Below are 21,584 nucleotides of genomic sequence, written 5' to 3' on the forward strand. Positions count from 1 at the left end.
CTTCGGACCACCAGCATTTCATTGCATATCAGTCATTCGGAGAAATATTGTGACCGAGCAATCTTCCATCACGTTCCACGACGGCAACACGATCCCGCAGGTTGGCCTGGGTGTCTGGCAGACCCCGCAAGATATCGCCGCCCCCACCGTTAAGGCGGCGATTGCATCAGGCTATCGCCATATCGACACCGCCTCCGGCTACGACAACGAGCAGGGCGTGGGCGAAGGCGTGCGCGCATCCGGCATCGCTCGCGGCGATATTTTCATCACGACGAAGCTGCGCAATCCCGACCAGGGCTACGACAGCACGCTGCGCGCTTTCGACGGCAGCCTGAAGAAGCTCGGCATGGATTATGTCGACCTCTATCTCATCCACTGGCCGTCGCCGCATCGTGGTCTCTACCGCGAGACCTGGAAAGCCTTCGTGCGCATCAAGGAAGAAGGAAGGGCGAAGTCGATCGGCGTCTCCAACTTCTATCCGGATCATCTCGACCACATCATCGGCGACACCGGCGTCGTACCCGTCATCAACCAGATCGAGCTTCACCCCGACTTCCAGCAGAAGACGGCACAAGAAGCCCACAAGAAGCTCAAGATCGTCACGGAATCCTGGAGCCCGCTCGGCCAGGGCAAATTCATCTCGAACGCCGTTATCGGCGATATTGCCAAAAAGCACGGCAAGACACCGGCCCAGGTCATCATCCGCTGGCACATCGACACCGGCCTCGTCGTCATCCCCAAGTCGATCACACCCTCGCGCATCGAGGAGAATTTCCAGGTCTTCGATTTCAAGCTCGACGCCGACGACATGGCTGCGATTGCCAAGCTAGATTCGGCCGGCGCTCGCATGGGGCCGGATCCGTATACGGCAACTTTTTGAGGAGCGGAGCCGCGCGTGTCTTCTCCCCTTGGGGAGAAGATGCCGGCAGGCAGATGAGGGGTTCCCAGAGCGCAAGCGGCGAATGGGATTTTGGCCGCGCGAATTTAAACGCCGGATGCAGCGTTCGAGAACCCCTCATCCGGCCCTTCGGGCCACCTTCTCCCCAAGGGGAGAAGGGGACACCGTTTCAATCACTCACTTCCACTCACGAATGTCAACAAAGTGACCCGCAATCGCCGCTGCTGCAGCCATGGCCGGCGAGACCAGATGGGTGCGGCCCTTGAAGCCTTGGCGGCCCTCGAAATTGCGGTTCGAGGTCGAGGCGCAGCGCTCGCCCGGCTTCAGGCGGTCGTCGTTCATGGCAAGGCACATGGAACAGCCCGGCTCGCGCCAGTCGAAACCGGCTGCCTTGAAGATCTTGTCGAGGCCTTCGGCTTCCGCCTGCTCCTTGACTAGGCCGGAGCCCGGAACGATCATGGCGTCGACGGTCGAGGCAACCGTCTTGCCCTCGACGACCTTGGCGGCAGCCCGCAGGTCTTCGATACGACCGTTGGTGCATGAGCCGATGAAGACGCGATCGACGGCGATGTCGGTGATCTTCGTGCCCGGCTTCAGGCCCATATAGTCGAGCGCACGCCACTTGGAGGTGCGCTTGGTTTCGTCCTGGATCTCGTCCGGATTCGGAACGATGCCCTGAACCGAGATGACGTCTTCCGGCGAGGAGCCCCAGGATACGATCGGCGGCAGTTCGGCAGCGTTGAGCGTGACGACGCGATCATAATGAGCGCCTTCGTCGGTCTTCAGCGTCTTCCAGTAGGAAATCGCCTGCTCCAGCGCTTCGCCCTTGGGCGAACGCGGCTTGCCCTTGATATATTCGAAGGTCGTCTCATCAGGGGCGATCAGGCCGGCGCGGGCGCCGCCTTCGATCGACATGTTGCAGATCGTCATGCGGCCTTCCATCGAAAGCGAGCGAATGGCTTCGCCGGCATATTCGATGACGTAGCCGGTGCCGCCGGCCGTGCCGATTTCGCCGATGATGGCGAGTACGATGTCCTTGGCGGTGACGCCGGGCGGCAGCTGGCCGTCGACCTGCACCAGCATGTTCTTCGCCTTCTTCTGGATCAGCGTCTGGGTCGCCAGGACGTGCTCCACTTCAGACGTGCCGATGCCGTGTGCCAGCGAGCCGAAGGCGCCATGCGTCGAAGTGTGGCTGTCGCCGCAGACGATCGTCATGCCCGGCAGGGTAAAGCCCTGCTCCGGCCCGATGATGTGGACGATGCCCTGGCGCTTGTCGCTCTCCGAGTAATATTCGACGCCGAATTCGGCGGCATTGTGCGCCAGCGTCTCGACCTGGATCCGGCTTTCCTCGTTCTTGATGCCGAGATGGCGGTCGGCCGAGGTCGGAACGTTATGGTCGACGACGGCAAGCGTCTTCTGCGGCGCATGGACCTTGCGGCCCGACATGCGCAGGCCTTCGAAGGCCTGCGGCGACGTCACTTCGTGAACGAGGTGACGGTCGATATAGAGAAGACAGGTGCCGTCATCCTGTTGATCGACCAGATGGTCGTCCCAGATCTTGTCATAGAGGGTACGCGGTGCGCTCATGGCTAATCATCCATATTGGCTGTCTGAAAAATGGGAAAAATGGCGGATAGGCCCGCCGGCCTCGGGAGTGATCAGCTAAGTCGGCTGTTGAGCGCACCCGAAATCATCGCAAAGAAACGGGCCGGCAGGCGCTTATGGTCCTGCAGCACGAAAGTTCCCCCGCCGATGCATCTGAACTTCGATTCCATGATCGGTGCTCTTACCAATTTTTCGAAAGAACGGCAACAACGACCTTGTGCTCTGCTTGGCGTGCCGTAATCGCCAGTCTCTCCGAAATAAATAGGAATCCTTCTACTCAATTCCACTGGCAATCGAGCTCACCGCGAAAGCATCTCCATCCGGCATCTTGAGAGAGGCAACCCTCGAGTACTCTGTAAGAGTTGCTGCTTGTGATCTGGCAACGAGCAAGAGCCGCATCGGTCGTAATCGACCAATGATCCGTCAGCCGCTTCTGCGCCTTTGCCTCATCTTGCAGGCAACCGTTGGTCTCGATCCTCTTCTCGTCGGGATCAAGCATCTTCGACGTGAGGCGACGGCAGAAAGCGTCGGTATAGTTCGGCAAGGTCGCGCCATACCCTGCGTTGGAAACCGAAACCGAAAATACGGTGATCGCCACCGCAGAAGTCAGGATTCTCGCCAGCGGGGTCATCATAGAGGTATTCCGCCGCAGCTCACTTCGCCGGAATAGCATCGCTGCCCGACCAATCTGGCTACGCAACCCATCAGATCAAGGTAAGAGCGAATTTCATTCTTCGTACCTTTATATTTCGAGCAGATCTTCATGTCGCTGTCCGTCGCCAATGACCAGTGCCGCGCCAGTTGCGCTTTCGCGCGATTTTCTTGAGTCGTGCATTGGATGTAAGCGAGGAAGCCCTGAGCAGGATTTAGCGCTCGCTGCGACATCTCTTCGCAATAGCCCTGGAAAACGGGAAGCTCAGCCGGCCTGGCGGCAGCCGGCCATAAACTGATCAAAATACCCGCGGCAGCCAAAATTCGACCTGCGCCCGATCCCATTCCACAACTCCATGCGCATTTTATTCAACTTAAAAAGGCGCAGAGGCCGAAAGCAATAGGACATTTTCGCTTGATGTCTTCATTTTCGCGGCAGTTTCGTCCGCCGCTCAAACTGCCGCAACAGAAGCGACAGCCCGATCGTCAGGAGAAGATAGATGTAGGTAACGATCGAATAGGTTTCAAAAAAGCGAAATGAGCCTGACGCATAGACCTTGCCCATCTGCGTGATGTCGGCGACGCCGAGCACTGAGACCAGCGAGCTGTCCTTCACCATGGAGACGAAATCGTTGGAGAGCGGTGGGAAGATGACCCGGATCGCTTGCGGAAAGACGACGAAGCGAAAGCGGTTGAAACGGGATAGGCCGAGTGCCTTGGAAGCCTCGATCTGCCCCTGGTCAACCGATTGGAAGCCGGCGCGGAAGATTTCGGCGATGAAGGAGGCATAGCCGATCATCAGCGCGATGATCGCCCGCCACATCAGGGACAGGTCCCGCACCAGCATAGGCTGCGTCCAGCCCTTCGCGGCAAGAGGCGCCGTCACCCAGTTGTATAGCGCCACGATCGCCGGTGCGCCGACGAAGGCGACGTAGAACAGCAGCACGAGCATCGGGATGCCGCGGATCACCTCGATATAGAAGCGCGCGATCTGGCGAAGCACGACGTTGTCAGAGAGACCCAGAAGCGCGATCCCGAGACCGAGCGCCGTTGCCAGCGCAAAAGCGACGAGCGTCACGAAGATCGTGATCCAGGCGCCCTGTACGACCGTCCGGAAGACCTGCGCGTAGAGATCGCTGGTCACGATGACGGTGGCAATGCCGAGCGCCGACAGAATAAGGGCGACCAGCCACCAGGGATAGTCGCCCTTGATATGGTGCCCGCCTTGCGATGGTTGCGCCATCAGAGCGGACCTGCTTCATGCACCGACATCGATCTCACTGACCCATCTTGTAGTCGAGGAACCACTTCTTGTTCAGCGCGTCGAATGTGCCGTCGGCCTTCAGCGAGGCGATAGCCGCATTGACGGGCGCCACGAGATCCGAACCCTTCGGGAAGATGAAGCCGAAATCCTCGGAGCCGAGCGGGCCGCCGATCAGCTTCAGGCCGCCGTTGGATGCGTCGACATAGCCTTTGCCGGCAGTGCCATCCGTCAGGACCACGTCGACGTCGCCGGTCTTCAACGCCTGCACGGTCGCGCCGAAAGTTTCGAAGAGCTTGATGCGCGGGTTCTGCTCGTTACCGTCAAGCACTTCGTAGACGGCGGTATAGAAAGGCGTGGTGCCCGGCTGCGCGCCGATCAGGCCATCCTTGAAAGCGCTGAAGGTTTTGGCGTCGGTGAAACGCTTCTCGTCGCCGCGCACCAGCATGAACTGCTCGGAGCGCATGTAGGGATCGGAGAAATCGACCTTCTGCTTGCGGTCGTCCTTGATGGTGATGCAGGTCATGCCGATGTTGTACTGGCCGTCCGAAACCGCCTGGATCATCGCATCCCAGCTGGTGTTCTGGTACTGGACATTGAAATTCAGCCGCTTGGCGATCTCGTTCATCGCATCATATTCCCAGCCGATCTGCTTGCCGGACTTGGGGTCGATGAACTGCAGCGGCGGATAGGCATTTTCCGTGACGACGACGACGGTCTTGCCGTTGAGATTTGGCAGATCGGCGGCAAAGGTGGCGATTGGCGTAAGAGCAAGGGCTGCAAGCCCTACGAGAACAAAGCGGCGGAACAGCATGAAAATCTCCCCTAATGAGCGCGTCAGAAACCTGTCACAGTTGCGATTGCAATGGCAAGATCAATGCCGCCGCGCAAGCGCCAAAAACAGAAAAGGCGGCCCATCGGCCGCCTTCCCAAGCAAAGATTTTTGCTGGCTTCGAAGCTTATTCAGCGGCCGGCTCGGCTGCTGCAGCAGCCTCTTCGGCAGCCTTGGCAGCGGCAGCTTCAGCTGCTGCCTTCGCTTCTGCGGCTTCGGCTGCTGCCTTCTCGGCTGCGAGAGCCTGGGCTGCTGCAACCTTCTCGGCTTCGATACGTGCCTTTTCTTCAGCAACTGCGGCGCGCTCGGCGTCGTTGAGCTTGCGGGCGCGAACGCCGGTGTCTTCAACGATACGGGCAGACTTACCGCGACGGTCGCGCAGGTAGTAGAGCTTGGCGCGACGGACCTTACCGCGACGAACGACTTCGACGCTTTCGATCATCGGCGAGTAAACCGGGAATACGCGCTCGACGCCTTCGCCGTAGGAGATCTTGCGGACGGTGAAGTTTTCCTGCAGGCCGCCGCCGGAGCGAGCGATGCAGACGCCTTCATAGGCCTGAACGCGGGTACGGGAACCTTCCGTAACCTTCACGTTGACGCGGACGGTGTCGCCCGGGGAGAATTCGGGAAGCGTGCGCTTGGCTTCGATCTTGGCGACCTGTTCGGCCTCAAGCTGCTGAATGATGTTCATCGGTCTAACCTTTTCAAGTTCTTCTGAAACAGCCAGAGCGCTCAACGATCATCCTTTGGTCCATGCCTCTGGATTTGGCCTTGCAGCCGGGAGCGAATTCGCCATTCTTTGTTTGCTGGCAGACGGGCTATTACCCATTTCCGCGTGCGCTACTACACGAAAGCCCCGGGCTTGTCATCCCTTGCCTGACATTTTTGTGACGCGGCAGGCCGGATTCTTCGAGAAGAGACGCCGATCGGGTCCGGCTTCAATCCTTCGGGGACTTGGTAGGCGCCACCGGCTTGTCGAGCAAATCCGGCCGGCGCTCCGCCGTCAGTTTCAATGCCTCCTCACGCTGCCACTTGGCGATGGCGCCGTGATTGCCTGACGTCAGAATAGCCGGGATTTCTCGGCCTTCCCATTCCTGCGGCCTAGTATAGTGCGGATGCTCCAAGAGCCCGCCTTCAAAACTCTCGTGCAGGCCGGAAAGATCATTACCCATGACGCCGGGCAGGATGCGAACGATCGCGTCGAGCAGTGTCAGCGCCGCCGGCTCGCCGCCGGAGAGAATGTAGTCGCCGATCGACACTTCCTCGAGCCCGCGCGCATCGATCACCCGTTGGTCGACGCCTTCGAAGCGGCCACAGACGATAATGACGCCCTCTCCGTCAGCCAGTTCCCGCACCCGTTTCTGGGTCAGCGGCTTGCCGCGCGGGCTCATCAGCAGCCGGGGGCGGTTGTCACCCTCCGACGCATGGTCGATGGCGCGGGCAAGCACATCCGGTTTCAGCACCATTCCGGCGCCGCCGCCTGCCGGCGTGTCGTCGACGGTGCGATGCTTGTCGGTGGTAAAATCGCGGATCTGCAGCGTGTCGAGCGACCATTGCCCGCGCTCCATCGCGCGACCAGCGAGCGAAAAGCCGAGATGCCCCGGAAACATTTCCGGATAAAGTGTCAGGATGGTTGCCCGGAAAGCCATGGCCTACTTCTTCGACTTGCCCGGCTTCGGCGTCTTGGGCTTCATGCCGGCAATATCCTCGGGGGCGTCAACCAGGCCGGCGGCAAGCGGATCGATCAGAATCGTGCCGCCTTCGAGATCGATTTCCAGTACAGCCGCTTCGGAAAAAGGAATGAGCACCGGACGCTTGCCCGGCCCCTTGAGCTCCAGCAGGTCGCCGGCGCCGAAATCATAGACGCCGCTGATCGTCCCGTAGCTCGTGCCCTTCTCATCGACGGCCTCTAACCCTTCCAGATCGGCATAGAAGAACTCGTCGTCATCAAGCTCTTCGTCCGGCAGGTTGTCGCGGTCGACGTAAAGCTCCAGCCCGTTCAGCGCTTCGGCGGCATTGCGGTCGTTGATGCCGCGAAAACGGACGACCACCATGTTCTTGGCTTCACGGATTTCGAGAACTTCGAAGGTGCGACCGTCGAGCGTATGAAGATTGCCGTAATCGCCGAGCGCCGTCGGATCGGACGTATAGGCACGGGCGCGCACTTCGCCCCTGAGGCCCTGGGCTGCGCCAATGGTCGCCATCAATACCGGATTTTCAAGCTTCGTCATGGTCTTGGCCGAGGACTGGTTGTCGTGAATGACGTCTGTCTCATAGACATGTGCCAATGGCAAACAAAAAACGGGCGGCATGTCGCCATGCCACCCGTCCCCTTGCCATTGCTGGCGTATATTATTCGGCCGAAGCTGCAGCAGCTGCGTCGGCGGCCTTCTGTGCCTTTTCAGCAGCACGCTCCTGAGCGCGCTTGCCCGGCTTTGCCTTTTCCGGGTTGTTCTTGGCTTCGCGCTTTGCAAGGCCTGCCTCGTTGAGGAAGCGCAGAACGCGGTCGGTCGGCTGGGCGCCCTGCTCGAGCCAGTGCTTGATGCGGTCGGCATTCAGCTGAACGCGGCCTTCGCTGTCCTTGGCGAGCATCGGGTTCCAGGAACCGAGGTTCTCCAGGAAACGGCCGTCGCGCGGGCTGCGCGCATCGGCGAGAACAACGTGGTAGTACGGACGCTTCTTGGAGCCACCGCGGGCGAGACGAATTTTCAGTGCCATGTTCTTTACTCCTTAGGCTTTTTTTGACCGCTTCGTGAGGCGGTATGGTTCACTTTGCCGCGGCGTGGTCCGCTGCGATCTGTTCATGATGCCGGATGACTTCCTTGATGATGAAGTTCAGGAACTTCTCGGCGAAATCCGGGTCCATATCGGCGTCCTTTGCCAGGCGGCGCAGGCGTTCGATCTGGTATTCCTCGCGCGCCGGATCGGCGGGCGGCAGGTCGTACTTGGCCTTGAGAACGCCGACCGCTTTGGTGCAGCGAAACCGTTCAGCCAGGATATGCAAGAGAGCAGCATCGATATTGTCGATCGACTGGCGATAGTTCACCAGCTGCGCTTTTATGTCTGGATCAATCATGGGGCAGTAGATCCTCTTCACTTCTTCTTCGGCAAACCGGGAAGTCCCGGGAAACCACCACCGAGGCCCGGCAGCTTGGCGCCGCCCAGACCCGGCAATCCACCCATGCCGCCGCCGAGACCGGGCAGACCGCCACCGGGCTTTCCAAGCCCCGCGGCTTCCGCCTGCTTCTGCAGCGCTTCAAGCTGCTTCGGGTCGAGGCTGGACAGATCGGGCATGCCGCCCATTCCGCCCCCAAGGCCACCCATGCCACCAAGACCCATCTTGCCGGCAAGGCCGCCCATCATCTGCTTCATCAGGCCGCCCTTACCCTTGCCGCCCATCATCTTCATCATGTCCGCCATCTGGCGGTGCATCTTCAGAAGCTTGTTGATGGCGGCAGCGTCGGTGCCGGAGCCGGCGGCGATGCGCTTCTTGCGGGAATGCTTGAGAATATCGGGATTGGCGCGCTCAGCCTTGGTCATCGACTGGATGATGGCGATCTGGCGGCCAAACAGCTTGTCGTCGAGGCCGGCGGCAGCCATCTTGTCCTTCATGCCGGCCATGCCTGGCATCAGGCCCATGATGCCGCCCATGCCACCCATCTTCTGCATCTGGCGCAGCTGGTCGGCGAGGTCGTTCAGATCGAACTTGCCCTTGGCCATCTTGGCGGCCATGGCGGCCGCCTTCTCGGCATCGATGTTTTCGGCCGCCCTCTCGACGAGCGAGACGATGTCGCCCATGCCGAGGATGCGGTCGGCGATACGGCGGGGATGGAATTCTTCCAGCTCGCCCATGCGCTCGCCGACGCCGATCAGCTTGATCGGCTTGCCGGTCACTGCGCGCATCGAAAGGGCAGCACCGCCGCGGCCATCGCCGTCCATGCGGGTGAGCACGAGGCCGGTGATGCCGACGCGCTCGTCGAAATTGCGGGCGAGATTGACGGCGTCCTGACCGGTCAAGCTATCGGCGACCAGCAGGATTTCATGCGGGTTCGACTTCTTCTTGATGTCGGCCATTTCGACCATCAAGGGCTCGTCGATATGCGTACGGCCGGCGGTGTCGAGGATGACGACGTCATGGCCGCCGAGCTTGGCTGCCTGAACGGCGCGCGCGGCGATATCGGTCGGCGACTGGCCGGCGATGACGGGAAGCGTATCGACATTTACCTGGACGCCGAGCTGGCGAAGCTGCTCCTGCGCGGCCGGACGGCGCGTATCGAGCGACGCCATCAGCACCTTTTTCTTTTCGCGGTCGGTGAGCCGCTTTGCGATCTTTGCCGAGGTCGTCGTCTTGCCCGAGCCCTGCAGACCGACCATCATGATGACGACGGGGGCGACCGCATGCAGATCAACGCCCACGCCCTCGCCACCGAGCATCTCGATCAACTCGTCATGGACGATCTTGACGACCATCTGGCCGGGCTTGATCGATTTCAGGATTTCGGCGCCGACGGCTTTTTCGCGAACCTTGTCCGTAAAGGAGCGCACGACATCGAGCGCGACGTCGGCTTCCAGCAACGCGCGGCGAACCTCACGCAGCGCTGCGGAAACATCGGCTTCCGAAAGCGCGCCACGGCCTGTCAGTCCATTGAGAATGGATCCAAGACGGTCCTGGAGGTTTTCAAACATCGGCTCTTCCTTGATACGTTCGGGGAGGTTTTTGGAGTTCCCGAAACGTCGTGCTTTTCCTTGACGAAAACAAGACGCAAAGCCAAAAACCACCCGAGGGCGCATCGCGCTGTCGGATGTTGACCTCCGGGATCGCAGTCCCGGTCGGCGGCTCGGAGTCTTGAAGCTCGTCGCAGATTGGCGCGATAAACAGGAAAGTGACCCCAAAGTCAACCCAATGCGGCGAAAATGCGGGATTTGCCGCCTGCCGGGCTTTCAAAACGGTCGACCTCACCCCAGATCACATCGACTTGAACTGAAGAAACGGCAAGGCATGACCGACAAATCCGCTCGCGGACAAAAGCGCAATCCCTATTACCAGGGACCGATATCAGACCATTTCGACGGCACGCGTTTCTTCAATCCCGATGGCGTTGGACCGGGCACGACCCGGTCGCTGCTCAAATGGCAGTTCAGCGGCAACAGGTCACGCTGGCCGAAAAGCGTTGCCAGCCCCTTTTCGCCCGCAAGGCCCGAGCGCAAAATCGATGGCGACGGACTGCGCATCACCATGATCGGCCATGCCTCGATGCTGATCCAGGTCGCGGGCCTTAACATATTGACGGATCCGGTCTGGTCCGAGCGCGTCAGCCCTCTCTCCTTCATCGGCCCGAGGCGCGTCGTACCACCGGGCATCCGTTTCGAGGACCTGCCGCCGATCGATCTCGTGCTGGTCTCCCACAATCATTACGACCATCTCGATCTGGCGACACTGAAGCGCCTGCAGAAAGTACACGAGCCCCATATCGTCACGCCGCTCGGCAACGACACGATCATTCGCCGCGCAACGCCGGATGCGCGCATCGATGTGATGGATTGGGGCGACCGCATCGCAATTTCTAACGATATCCTGATCGATGCCGAGCCTGCGCACCATTGGTCGGCACGCGGTACTGGCGATCGCCGCATGGCGCTCTGGGCGGCTTTCGTCATCTCCACGCCGGCGGGCAAGATCTATCATGTCGGCGATACCGGCTTTCATGATGGTATCAACTACGGTGCGGCAAAGGAAAAGCATGGCGGCTTTCGCCTCGCGATCCTGCCTTTCGGTGCCTATGAGCCGCGCTGGTTCATGAAGGGGCAACACCAGAATCCGGAAGAGGCGGTGACCGGCATGCAGCTCTGCGATGCGGCCTATGTGGCCGGGCATCACTTCGCGACCTTCCAGCTGACCGACGAGGCAATCGATGCGCCGGTCACGGCCCTTAAGGTCGCGCTTCAAGAACAGAAAATCGCGCCGGAGCGCTTTCGTCCGCTGCGGGCAGGCGAAGTGTTCGACGTACCAAAGCCGTAACGCTTGGGTCAGCCTGGATGCGACCCCGCGCCGTGGGCGTTGACGATAGCCTCCGCTTCCTTGCCGTAGAGCTCCTCGAAATGGTCGAAGGTTTTGGAGAAGTAACCGATGCCTTGCGTTGCTGAGCGCAGCGCACGCGTCAACTCCTCGAGCGCGCCGGCCGGAACGAGCGCGCGGAAAATGTCCCATCCCTTTGCGCTCTCATCGCGGTCGAAGCCGAGCACCTGCCCCCGCAGGGACGACACGATCGCCACCACGCCGCCGGAAAAGACCGACGGGATATGGATTTCGACCCGGGCGACAGGCTGCATCAAAACGGCTGACGCCTGTGACAAGGCCTGCTTGACGCCCATTTTCGCCGCTGCACGGAACGCGAATTCGGAGCTGTCGACCGCATGGTACTGGCCGTCGGTCAGGGTCACGTCGACATCGATCACCCGAAAGCCGAGCGGCCCTTTCTCCATGGCCTCGCGAGCACCGGCCTCGACAGCGGGTATGTAGTTTCGCGGAACCGTGCCGCCCTTCACTGTCTCGGCGAAGGTAAAGCCCTGGCCGCGTTCGTTGGGACGCACGCTGAGCTGCACGTCGGCGAATTGCCCCGCACCGCCGGTCTGCTTGCGATGGCGGTAATGGATGTTCGAGGACTTCGATATCGTTTCCCGATAGACGGGGTTCGGCGATCGATCCGTCACCTCGACACGAAAAACCTCCGACAAGGTCTTGCGGAGGTCGCGTAGATGCATCGGGCCCTGGGCACAGATCAGTGCTGCGCCGGTGCCCTCCTCCTGCATCACCCGCAAGCCGCGATCGGTTTCGGCGAGCTTTGCAAGCGTCGCCGAGAGCTTGGTCTCGTCGCGTTCACTGCCCGGCATGAGAATGCGCTCAAGCATCGGCGTCGGCGGTTCGGTCCATTCGGGCGGAGCCTTGGCGGCAGTCGCCGTCAGCAGCGCCGGTGCCGGCAGGTGATCCGATTTGATAGCGGCAAAGACATGACCGGGGGACATGCTTCCGGCGATCGGGCGGGCGGCTCCCGCTTCCTGCACGGCGCCCAGACCTGCGCCTCCCAGGGCAGCACCCTGTTTCAGCCCATCGGCGAGCGCACGGACCAGGACCGTCTTGCCGATATTGGCGCGATAATATGCATGAAAGCTGACGGCGGTCAGTGCGCTTTCTTCGACACCACCGGCCGCGGCGAGACGCCCGCGGAGCGCTGCTACCGGCGGCGCCTCGTGGCGCAGCGCCTTCATCAGGCGCTTGACGCCATTGGCGTGGGACGCCGCGCCGAAGAGCACGGGAATGATCCGGTTTTCCCTTAAGACACGCGAGGCGATCGAAAAGAGCGCATCGCTTGCCGGCTCCCGATCCTCGACGATTTCCTCCAGAAGCCAGTCGTCGAATTCAGACAACTGTTCCAGCAACTCCGACCGCGCTTCGTGTTCGCGCTCGGCGACGCTTTCCGGAAGCTGGATCAGCGCGGATGGCTGTCCCTCGCGGTAACGCCAGGCACGCTCCGAGATCAGGTCGCAGCTGCCGACGATCTTCTCTCCCTCGCGGATCGGCACCTGCCTGAGAACGAGCGAATGGCCGGAATAGGCCTGCAGCGAAGCGATGACGTCGCGAATACGTCCTCGCGGCTCGTCGATACGATTAACGAACAGGATGCAGGGGATTCCCGAGGCCTCGACGACCCTGAGATAGGGAGCGGCCAGAACGGCCTCGTCCGGCGCCGGCGACACGCAAAGGATACAGGCATCGCTTGCCAGGAGCGCGTCCTGCGCCAGCGCCAGCGACTCGTTGGTGCCTGGCGTATCAAGCGCGCACCACGTTTCGCCTGCGAATTCGAATTCCGTTGTGCTCGATCCATATGGAGAGACGGATTTTCGGGGTGGGCCGTCAAGTGAGGCCAGCTTCGCAACAAGCGTTGATTTTCCGGTTTGCGAAGGTCCAAGTACCGTGAAGCATCGCATCGGCAATCCTCCCATAGCCAAAAGCACGCATCCGAAAGCAAAGAATGCCTGCACCCGGCGAAAAACACCAGATATTTGCATTATCTCTTAAATATGAAGGTGCATCCCGGTCGGCAAGAAGGGGTTTTATCAGCCACTACCTTCCGCGGCGCCTCATCTGCAACCAGAACCAACTTATTCTTCGGCAATACATGTTGGCCTTGTCCGCCAACTGTATCTTCTGAGACTTGATGTTAGAAAAATTTCTGTTCCGAGCCGAGGCAATTGCAAAACACCATTTGCAAAAGAATCCGCTTATGATTCTACTTGCTTCATAAGATGATTCTGAAAAATGATTCGCGAATATCTGTGATGCTGAATGATTCGGCGGAGATTTCAAATGTTACAAGCTGATGTGGAAACATGGGCACTGGCGCGGGCGCACCAGATAGTTCTAAACGAAGGACTAAGCCTTGCAAAAGCCGCCCAGGACCTCGATCGAAAGAAATCGAGATCTTTGGTCTATGAACTGCGCAAAGTCATAACCGCGGCTATTCTTGAGGCTCATGCCGGTTCCTTCGATCCCGGCAATATTCAATCCGAAAACTGATAGCGAGCTGGGAGTTACTCAGGTTGGCGGCGCATCCGGCAGCGGAGGGCTCAGCTCCAACCGTCGCGATATGCCGATATTCCCGAGAAACGTCTCGTCGTGGCTGACGACGAGAAGCGCGCCGTCATAGGCCCGTAACCCCGCCTCGACGGCAGCGATGGAATCGATATCCAGATGGTTCGTCGGTTCGTCGAGGATGAGTAGCGCAGGTGGCGTGGCCCCGAGGACGCAGGCGAGCCCGGCGCGCAGCAGCTGTCCTCCGCTGAGCGTCGAGACGGACTGAAGCGCGGCATCGGCCCTGAACATGAAGCGGGCAAGCGCTGCCCGGCACGTATTCTCGTCCGAACTCGGATTGATGCTTCTGAAATTGTCTCTAATCGACAGCGACGGATCAAGAAGGTTGACCCTCTGGTCGAGCATCGACATCGTCGTCATGACGGAGACTTTGCCGGCCCATGGTTCGACGAGACCAGCGATCAACGCCAGAAGCGTCGTCTTGCCCGAACCGTTCGGCCCCGTCACAGCAATGCGTTCAGGGCCGATGATCGCAAAAGACAAATCCCTTATGACCGGCTTCATCTGCTGATAGCCGGCCGCGACCGCATCCATCCGCAAAACCGTCTTGTTTGCCGGAAGCCCCGTGGGCGGCAGCATGACCGAGAGCGATTGCAGGATTTCGATCCTGTCACGCGCAGCGGCAGCATCTGCCAGCGCCTGGACGTGTCGGCTTTCGGCCAACCGAGCGTTCTCACCGCTGGTCATTTCGCTCCGTTGCTTCAATCCGCCGGCCACGATGCGCGGCATGTCTCCCTTGGCTGCTTTTTTCCTTCCCGCGTGATCCCGACGCGCCTTTCGCTCCACTGTCACCTGCGCGTTGCGGGCAACCTCGGCGACCCGCCGCTCCGCATCGGCAAGATCATGTTCGGCCGCGGCAAGCTCCAGCGCCTTGCGTTGGCGATAATGGCTCCAGTTGCCACCGTAGCTGACGGCGCCAAGCGAGGTCAGTTCGACGATCACATCCATGGTTTCGAGCAATTCCCGGTCATGGCTGACCACGATTGCCCCCGCCCGCCAATCCGCCAGAAAATCGATGACAGCCATGCGGCCGTCGCGATCGAGATTGTTGGTCGGCTCGTCCAGCAACAGGAAATCTGGCTCGCGGAAAATCAGCGCCGCCAGCGCCGCGCGCGTCCGCTGCCCACCGGATAACGCGGCAAGACGCGTGTCTGGCAGCGCCTCGAGCCCTGCCCGGGCAAGAGCGGAGGCAATGCGGGCCTCAAGCGTCCAGTCCGCTGACGCAACTTCCTCCGCCGTCGCCTCGCCGGCCTCGGCATGGCGAAGTATTTCCAGCGCACCGGATGCGCCGAAGAGATCGGCGACCGTCTCCTCCGGCTGCACCTGGACGATCTGGCGAAGCATACCGACGCTGCCGTTGACGGAGACGGTGCCCGACGCAGCGGGCAAATCGCCGGCCACAAGTTTCAGCAGCGTCGACTTGCCGACACCGTTCCGGCCGACAAGGCCGGTGCGGTCAGACCCGAAACTCAGATCGAGGTTTGAAAAAAGCGTCCGGCCGTCAGGCGTGGACCATGAAAGATTGGAGAGCGCAATGGATGCAGGCATGGATACAGACTTTCCCGGTGACAAGGCTTTTCGGCGTTGCGATCGGGCGGAAATCCATTGCTGCACACATCCTGTTGAAATTGCGGATGGACGGTTATTTATGGGAAAACGGCAGATCCTTCAAGGCGAGGCCGTAGATCAATCGGCTTTGCAGGAATTGGCCGGCATCCTGCCTGCACCTTTTGAATTATAAATGCGCGGACTTCTTCCGCACGAAACCGGGCGCGCCACTGGTAATTCTCCCGCATTTCCGCCATATACAGCGCAAACGCAACGGAATGATGCCATGAGCAATACGGTCGAATTCGCACGGATGAACGGGCTTGGAAACAAGATCCTGGTAGTCGACATGCGCGGCCGCAAGGATGTGGTGACGCCAGCAGCCGCGATTGCGCTCAATGCCGATCCCGATACGCAGTTCGACCAGATCATGGCGATCCATGACCCGAAGGCGAATGGCACGGACGCCTGGATCGACATCCTCAATTCCGACGGCTCGAAGGCGCAATCCTGCGGCAATGGCACGCGCTGCGTCGTCCAGGCGCTCGCCGCCGAGACCGGCAAGAAGGTCTTCACCTTCCAGACTGTCGCCGGTATCCTCAACGCCGTCGAGCATGAAGACGGCACGATTTCGGTCGACATGGGCAAGCCGGTCTTCGAATGGAACAGGATTCCGCTCGCCGAGGAATTTTACGATACCAGCCGTATCGAGTTGCAGATCGGGCCGATCGACGATCCGATCCTGCATTCGCCGTCGGTCATGTCGATGGGCAATCCGCATGCGATCTTCTGGGTCGACAAGGATGTAATGTCCTACGATCTCGGCCGCTTCGGCCCGCTGCTCGAAAACCATCCGATGTTTCCAGAACGCGCCAACATCACGCTGGCGCAGGTCACGTCTCCGACATCGGTCAGAACGCGAACCTGGGAGCGCGGCGCAGGCCTTACGCTTGCCTGCGGTTCAGCCGCCTGTGCAACCGCCGTCAGCGCCGCACGCACCGGCCGTACGGACCGCAAGGTCACGATAACAGTGGCGAGCAGCCCCAACCGGGGATCGCTTTCCATCGAATGGCGCGAGCGCGACGACCATGTCGTCATGACAGGCCCGGCTGAATGGGAATGGTCAGGCGTGGTCGATCCCTCAACGGGCAAATGGACGCGAGACGCCGAGCAGGAGGTTCAGGCGCGGTGAGCGGCGTCGAAGTCATCACCTTCGGCTGCCGGCTAAATACCTACGAATCCGAAGTGATGAGAGCCCAGGCGGAAAAGGCCGGGCTCAACAACGCCATCCTCGTCAACACCTGCGCCGTGACCGGCGAAGCCGTGCGCCAGGCGCGGCAGGCGATCCGTCGCGCACGGCGCGAAAATCCGCATGCCCGCATCATCGTGACCGGCTGCGCCGCCCAGACCGAGAAGGCAACCTTTGCCGAGATGGCTGAGGTCGATGCCGTGCTTGGCAACGAAGAGAAGCTTTCGAGCCATTCCTACCGCGCCCTTCCCGATTTCGGCGTGTCGGCCGAAGAGAAGCTGCGCGTCAACGACATCATGAGCGTCCGCGGCACCGCGCCGCAAATGATCAAGCACATTGACGGGCACGTGCGCGCCTTCATCCAGGTTCAGAACGGCTGCGACCATCGCTGCACCTTCTGCATCATCCCCTATGGCCGGGGCAATTCCCGCTCCGTGCCGATGGGCGCGGTGGTCGATCAGGCCCGGCGGCTCACCGAGAGCGGCTACTCAGAGATCGTGCTGACAGGCGTCGACGCCACGAGCTACGGTGCCGATCTGCCGGGCGAGCCGACGCTCGGCTTGCTCGCAAAAGCCCTGCTGAAGCAGGTGCCCGATATCCGCCGGCTGCGGCTCTCCTCGATCGACAGCATCGAAGCGGACCGGCATCTGATGGACCTGATCGCCGACGAGCCACGTTTTATGCCGCATCTGCATCTGTCGCTGCAGCATGGCGACGACATGATCCTGAAGCGGATGAAGCGGCGGCATTCGCGCGCCGATGCGCTACGCTTCGTCAAGGATGTGCGCCGCTTGCGGCCGCAGACGAGCTTCGGCGCCGACATGATCGCCGGCTTTCCAACGGAAACCGAGGAGATGTTTGCAAACGCCGTTGGGCTCGCCGAAAAGGCTGGCATCGCACATCTCCACGTCTTCCCCTATAGCCCGCGTCCGGGCACGTCGGCAGCCCGGATGCCGCAGCTTGACCGCGCGCTGGTCAAGGAGCGTGCCGCCCGCCTGCGCGCCACTGGACAGACGCTGCATCTGGCCCATCTTGACGGCATGGTCGGAACACGGCAGTGGCTGCTGGTCGAAAACAACGGCCTGGCGCATACGGAAAACTTTACCCTCGTCGCCACGCCCGGTTTGCGGCCCCGCGACCTTGTGCCGGTGACGATCACCGGCCACAATGGCAAACATCTAGAAATGCAACTTGCGGCCGCCGACGCGGCCTGATCCCGGAATTTTCATGGCCCTCGGTTTCATCAAAAAAGTCTTCACCTTCGGCAGGGACAAGCCGGCGGAAGAGCCGGCGCCTGAAATCGCCGACGAAGCGCTGAAGACGAAAGTGCCTGAAGCCGTCGAGGCCGAGCTTGAGCCGAAATCGCGCGATGAGGATCTGCCGGTTGCGACGGCCGATCCTGTCCTCGCCGAGGAGATCGACACGGCTGGCGGGCCGGCTGCGGATATTGGCGAGGACGATGCCGAGGTTGTTGCCCCGACCGAGGAAGAGGAACCACCGCTTCTGCCTCTTGTCGACCAGATCGGTGACATGGGGGTCGTGCCGCTGTCGCTGCTGGAGGCAGAAGCTGAAGCGGACATCCCAGAAACTGCGGAAATACCCCCCTCTGTCCCTTCGGGATATCTCCCCCACAAGGGGGGAGATCATCTGGAGGATGACGCCACCCTCACCGAGGCGGCTGAAGCAGCACTGAATCCACCCGAAACCGACGATGGGGGCCAAGGGGCCAACCCCGAGCCGATCTCCCCCCTTGTGGGGGAGATGTCCGGCAGGACAGAGGGGGGTGACAGCCCCACCGAGGTGCCCGCCACCCCCACCCTTCCCAAGGGCTTCGCGACAGGCCCCGCCGCCCCGGAGCCGGTAGAAGTCATTGCCCAACCCAAGCGCACCTGGTTCCAGCGCCTGCGCGCCGGCCTGGCCCGTACCTCGTCGCAGCTCACCGGCCAGATCGCCGCTCTCTTCACCAAGCGCAAGCTCGACGACCAGACGCTGCAGGATCTCGAAGACCTCCTGATCCAGGCCGATCTTGGCGTCGAGACCGCCATGCGCGTCACCGATACGCTCGCCTCCGAGCGCTATGGCAAGGATGTGTCGGGCGAAGACGTCAGCCGCATCATGGCGACTGAAATCGCCAAGGTGCTGAAGCCGGTCGCAAAGCCGCTGCAGCTCGATCTCAGCCACAAGCCGCATGTCATCCTGGTCGTCGGCGTCAACGGCACCGGCAAGACGACGACGATCGGCAAGCTGGCCGCAAAGCTCTCCGGCGCCGGCCTGAAGGTCATGGTCGCGGCCGGCGACACCTTCCGTGCCGCCGCAATCGAGCAGCTGAAGATCTGGGCCGACCGCACGAAATCCGAATTCATCGGCACCAAGCTTGGCGCTGACGCCGCCGGCCTTGCCTTCGATGCCTTCCAGCAGGCCAAGGCGAAGAAGAGCGATGTGCTGATCATCGACACCGCCGGCCGGCTGCAGAACAAGGCCGAGCTGATGGCGGAACTCGAAAAGATCGTCCGCGTTCTCGGCAAGCTGGACCCGGATGCCCCGCACACGGTCCTGCAGACCCTTGATGCGACCACAGGGCAGAATGCGCTCAGCCAGGTGGAAATCTTCCGCAATGTCGCCGGCGTTAACGGTCTCATCATGACGAAGCTTGACGGCACGGCCCGCGGCGGCATTCTTGTCGCCATATCAGCCAAGCACAAACTGCCGGTCTATTTCATCGGCGTCGGCGAAGGCGTGGATGACCTGGAACCGTTCGAGGCGGAGGAATTTGCCCAGGCGATTGCAGGAATTACACCGTCATAAGCAAGAAAAGCCTTATATAAGCCATCGAAGCCCATCATGGGCGACATGTACAAGAGTTCTCGAAGGTCAGGACGAAAGATGACGACGAGCGAAAGCGATATCACCCCGAGTGCTGCGGACCGGCATCATCCGATGCTGAAGATGGCGCTCGAACTCGGGCCGCTCCTGGTCTTCTTCTTCGGTAATCTGCGCGGCGCCTGGCTGGTAGCGCATTTTCCAGCCCTTGCAACGCTCGGCGGCCCGCTCTTTGTCGCAACCGCGCTGTTCATGGCGGCGACCGTCGCCTCTCTCGTCGCCTCCAAAATCATTCTCGGCCACCTGCCGGTCATGCCCTTCATCTCGGGCATCGTCGTCGTCATCTTCGGCTCGCTGTCGATCTGGCTGCAGGACGAGACCTTCATCAAGATGAAGCCGACCATCATCAACACCATGTTCGGCGTTGCCCTGCTCGGCGGATTGCTGTTCGGCAAGTCGCTGCTCGGCTATGTCTTCAACGCCGCCTTTCAGCTTGACGAAGAGGGCTGGCGCAAGCTGACCGTCCGCTGGGGCGTCTTCTTCCTCTTCCTCGCTGTCCTCAACGAAGTGGTCTGGCGCAATTTTTCCGACGACTTCTGGGTCGCCTTCAAGGTCTGGGGCACCATGCCCATCACCATCCTCTTCACGCTGTCGCAGATGCCGCTGATCATGAAGCATACCGTGACGCCGAAGGCGGAAGGCGAAAATTGACAGCGGGCGAAGCCGCTAAGGACAATGGCAGCCAGAGCTTCTGGCTGATCGCCTGCGCCGCCGTTCTGATCGTGCAGATCGTGGGCGAATATATGATGGGACGCGTGCCGATCTGCACATGCGGCTACGTCAAGCTCTGGGAAGGCGCGGTCAATTCCAGCGGCAATTCGCAGCATATCGCCGACTGGTACACCCCTTCGCATATCATCCACGGCTTCCTGTTCTTCGGACTCACCCATCTGATCATGCGCCGAAAGCCGCTTTCCATGCGGCTGTTCGTGGCCATGTTGATCGAGTCCGGCTGGGAGCTTCTGGAAAATTCGCCCATCATCATCAATCGCTACCGCGCGGCGACCATCTCGCTCGACTATGTCGGCGACAGCATCCTGAATTCGGCGATGGACGCCGTCTTCATGGTGGTCGGCTTCCTCTTCGCCTGGCGAGCGCCCGTGGCGCTGACGATCGTTATCGCCATCTTCTTCGAGATCTTCACCGGCTGGATGATCCGGGACAATCTGACGCTGAATGTGCTGATGCTGATCTGGCCGGTGGACGCGATCAAGCAGTGGCAGGGTGCGCTTTAGGACCCCGCCTTCCCCAAAGCCTTCTCGATCGCCGGATCGAGCTCGCCCTTGATACTTGCCGCATCGAAAGGACCAACGCGCTTATAGAGGATCGTGCCGTCGGGGCTCACGAGATAGGATTCCGGGATGCCGTAGACGCCCCAGTCTATGGCGGCAGAACCCTTGGGATCGACGCCGATTGCCTTATAGGGATTGCCGAGCTCGCCAAGGAAGCGCAGGGCGTTTTCCGGCTGATCCTTGTAGTTGATGGCGACAATGTTCAGCCTATCATCTTTGGCGAGCTCCCTGAGCACAGGATGCTCCTCCCGGCAGGGAAGGCACCAGGAGGCAAAGACGTTCACCAGTGTCAGCTTGCCCTTGACGGCGGCATCGGTCAGCGCCGGAAGATTGGCGCCATCGAGAGGCGCCAGCGTGAGCGAAGGCGCCTTGGTGCCGATCAGCGCAGAGGGTATTGCCGAGATGTCCTTGCCGTGATCCTGCTCGTAGAGCATTTTCGCGGCGGTCGCGGCTATACCGGCAAAAACGATAAGCGGCAGCAGCGCCAGCACATAGCGGCCGTATCCGCGTGACTTGGGCTGCCCCTTCGGCGAGGTATCGGTGCTCATTTCGCCTCGCCTTCCGGCTTGCGCTGTGAACGCCGGCGGATGCCCGATGCCTCGAGCGCCGCCAGCTCCTTCTGCCGCAGCCGGCCGTCGATCCACGTCCAGGCGATGACGCCTGATGTCAGCAGGCCGGCGAAACCGTAGGACGTATAGACGTAGAAGGCATGCGACAT

Annotated in this window: 24 protein-coding genes; 9 read left to right on the forward strand and 15 right to left on the reverse strand. The window is 60.9% G+C overall.

The window, feature by feature from the left end; all coding sequences use genetic code 11:
• The first annotated feature begins 49 nt into the window (after positions 1-49).
• Positions 50-880 (forward strand): aldo/keto reductase, encoded by an 831-nt coding sequence (locus tag DTW90_RS13145; protein ID WP_149338816.1) that lies wholly within the window; start codon positions 50-52, stop codon positions 878-880.
• Positions 881-1,075: 195 nt separating this feature from the next.
• Here DTW90_RS13145 and leuC read toward each other — a convergent pair whose 3' ends face one another.
• From leuC to ffh, 11 genes are all read right to left on the reverse strand, one after another.
• A complete protein-coding gene (leuC, locus tag DTW90_RS13150) occupies positions 1,076-2,485 on the reverse strand; it encodes a 3-isopropylmalate dehydratase large subunit (protein ID WP_149338818.1) in 1,410 nt (469 codons plus the stop codon).
• 295 nt (positions 2,486-2,780) lie between these two features.
• A complete protein-coding gene (locus tag DTW90_RS13160) occupies positions 2,781-3,137 on the reverse strand; it encodes a hypothetical protein (RefSeq protein ID WP_132522161.1) in 357 nt (118 codons plus the stop codon).
• Positions 3,134-3,499 (reverse strand): hypothetical protein, encoded by a 366-nt coding sequence (locus DTW90_RS13165; RefSeq protein WP_149338819.1) that lies wholly within the window; start codon positions 3,497-3,499, stop codon positions 3,134-3,136. The genes DTW90_RS13160 and DTW90_RS13165 overlap by 4 nt, the downstream gene beginning before the upstream one ends.
• Positions 3,500-3,578: 79 nt before the next feature.
• Positions 3,579-4,397 (reverse strand): amino acid ABC transporter permease, encoded by an 819-nt coding sequence (locus tag DTW90_RS13170; protein ID WP_149338821.1) that lies wholly within the window; start codon positions 4,395-4,397, stop codon positions 3,579-3,581.
• A gap of 34 nt (positions 4,398-4,431) precedes the next feature.
• Positions 4,432-5,229, reverse strand: coding sequence for a basic amino acid ABC transporter substrate-binding protein (locus DTW90_RS13175; RefSeq protein WP_149338823.1), 798 nt, complete (start codon positions 5,227-5,229; stop codon positions 4,432-4,434).
• A 145-nt stretch (positions 5,230-5,374) separates the two neighbouring features.
• The gene (rplS, locus tag DTW90_RS13180) at positions 5,375-5,938 is read right to left on the reverse strand and encodes a 50S ribosomal protein L19 (RefSeq protein ID WP_149338825.1); all 564 of its coding nucleotides are present in this window, start codon (positions 5,936-5,938) and stop codon (positions 5,375-5,377) included.
• Positions 5,939-6,185: 247 nt separating this feature from the next.
• Positions 6,186-6,896, reverse strand: coding sequence for a tRNA (guanosine(37)-N1)-methyltransferase TrmD (trmD, locus tag DTW90_RS13185; protein ID WP_149338827.1), 711 nt, complete (start codon positions 6,894-6,896; stop codon positions 6,186-6,188).
• Positions 6,897-6,899: 3 nt separating this feature from the next.
• Complete coding sequence (rimM, locus tag DTW90_RS13190; protein ID WP_132522615.1) at positions 6,900-7,478, reverse strand: ribosome maturation factor RimM; 579 nt, start codon at positions 7,476-7,478, stop codon at positions 6,900-6,902.
• Between the two features lie 121 nt (positions 7,479-7,599).
• A complete protein-coding gene (gene rpsP, locus DTW90_RS13195; protein WP_132522172.1) occupies positions 7,600-7,965 on the reverse strand; it encodes a 30S ribosomal protein S16 in 366 nt (121 codons plus the stop codon).
• A gap of 49 nt (positions 7,966-8,014) precedes the next feature.
• Positions 8,015-8,323 carry a chorismate mutase gene (locus tag DTW90_RS13200; RefSeq protein ID WP_132522174.1) on the reverse strand — a complete coding sequence of 103 codons (309 nt, stop codon included), beginning with the start codon at positions 8,321-8,323 and terminating at the stop codon, positions 8,015-8,017.
• A gap of 17 nt (positions 8,324-8,340) precedes the next feature.
• Positions 8,341-9,933 (reverse strand): signal recognition particle protein, encoded by a 1,593-nt coding sequence (gene ffh / locus DTW90_RS13205; protein ID WP_149338829.1) that lies wholly within the window; start codon positions 9,931-9,933, stop codon positions 8,341-8,343.
• A gap of 313 nt (positions 9,934-10,246) precedes the next feature.
• Between ffh and DTW90_RS13215 the strand changes: the two genes are divergently transcribed.
• Positions 10,247-11,266 carry an MBL fold metallo-hydrolase gene (locus DTW90_RS13215; protein WP_149338833.1) on the forward strand — a complete coding sequence of 340 codons (1,020 nt, stop codon included), beginning with the start codon at positions 10,247-10,249 and terminating at the stop codon, positions 11,264-11,266.
• An 8-nt stretch (positions 11,267-11,274) separates the two neighbouring features.
• Here the strand turns inward: DTW90_RS13215 and DTW90_RS13220 are convergent, their stop codons facing one another.
• Positions 11,275-13,233, reverse strand: coding sequence for an elongation factor G (locus DTW90_RS13220; protein WP_149338835.1), 1,959 nt, complete (start codon positions 13,231-13,233; stop codon positions 11,275-11,277).
• Positions 13,234-13,591: 358 nt separating this feature from the next.
• On the opposite strand from DTW90_RS13220, the gene DTW90_RS13225 reads away from it, so the two are divergent.
• Positions 13,592-13,822 (forward strand): hypothetical protein, encoded by a 231-nt coding sequence (locus DTW90_RS13225; protein WP_132522184.1) that lies wholly within the window; start codon positions 13,592-13,594, stop codon positions 13,820-13,822.
• A gap of 18 nt (positions 13,823-13,840) precedes the next feature.
• Here the strand turns inward: DTW90_RS13225 and DTW90_RS13230 are convergent, their stop codons facing one another.
• Positions 13,841-15,445, reverse strand: a complete 1,605-nt coding sequence (locus tag DTW90_RS13230) for an ABC-F family ATP-binding cassette domain-containing protein (protein ID WP_149338837.1) — start codon at positions 15,443-15,445, stop codon at positions 13,841-13,843.
• Between DTW90_RS13230 and DTW90_RS13235 the strand changes: the two genes are divergently transcribed.
• From DTW90_RS13235 to DTW90_RS13260, 6 genes are all read left to right on the forward strand, one after another.
• Positions 15,432-15,638, forward strand: a complete 207-nt coding sequence (locus DTW90_RS13235) for a hypothetical protein (protein ID WP_149338839.1) — start codon at positions 15,432-15,434, stop codon at positions 15,636-15,638. The two genes, DTW90_RS13230 and DTW90_RS13235, sit on opposite strands and share 14 nt — an antisense overlap.
• Positions 15,639-15,731: 93 nt before the next feature.
• Positions 15,732-16,637: a diaminopimelate epimerase gene (gene dapF / locus DTW90_RS13240; RefSeq protein ID WP_149338841.1), complete on the forward strand. Its 906-nt coding sequence runs from the start codon at positions 15,732-15,734 to the stop codon at positions 16,635-16,637.
• Positions 16,634-17,908 carry a tRNA (N(6)-L-threonylcarbamoyladenosine(37)-C(2))-methylthiotransferase MtaB gene (gene mtaB / locus DTW90_RS13245; protein ID WP_149338843.1) on the forward strand — a complete coding sequence of 425 codons (1,275 nt, stop codon included), beginning with the start codon at positions 16,634-16,636 and terminating at the stop codon, positions 17,906-17,908. The genes dapF and mtaB overlap by 4 nt, the downstream gene beginning before the upstream one ends.
• A gap of 13 nt (positions 17,909-17,921) precedes the next feature.
• Positions 17,922-19,499, forward strand: a complete 1,578-nt coding sequence (gene ftsY, locus DTW90_RS13250; RefSeq protein ID WP_132522192.1) for a signal recognition particle-docking protein FtsY — start codon at positions 17,922-17,924, stop codon at positions 19,497-19,499.
• 78 nt (positions 19,500-19,577) lie between these two features.
• The gene (locus DTW90_RS13255) at positions 19,578-20,225 is read left to right on the forward strand and encodes a septation protein A (protein ID WP_149338845.1); all 648 of its coding nucleotides are present in this window, start codon (positions 19,578-19,580) and stop codon (positions 20,223-20,225) included.
• Positions 20,222-20,809 carry a DUF2585 domain-containing protein gene (locus tag DTW90_RS13260; RefSeq protein ID WP_149338847.1) on the forward strand — a complete coding sequence of 196 codons (588 nt, stop codon included), beginning with the start codon at positions 20,222-20,224 and terminating at the stop codon, positions 20,807-20,809. The genes DTW90_RS13255 and DTW90_RS13260 overlap by 4 nt, the downstream gene beginning before the upstream one ends.
• Here the strand turns inward: DTW90_RS13260 and DTW90_RS13265 are convergent.
• Positions 20,806-21,414 (reverse strand): DsbE family thiol:disulfide interchange protein, encoded by a 609-nt coding sequence (locus tag DTW90_RS13265; RefSeq protein WP_149338849.1) that lies wholly within the window; start codon positions 21,412-21,414, stop codon positions 20,806-20,808. The genes DTW90_RS13260 and DTW90_RS13265 overlap by 4 nt on opposite strands.
• Complete coding sequence (ccmD, locus tag DTW90_RS13270; RefSeq protein WP_132522200.1) at positions 21,411-21,584, reverse strand: heme exporter protein CcmD; 174 nt, start codon at positions 21,582-21,584, stop codon at positions 21,411-21,413. Before ccmD ends, DTW90_RS13265 begins: the two co-directional genes overlap by 4 nt.

The organism is Neorhizobium sp. P12A (assembly GCF_008365395.1).
Classification (GTDB): domain Bacteria; phylum Pseudomonadota; class Alphaproteobacteria; order Rhizobiales; family Rhizobiaceae; genus Rhizobium.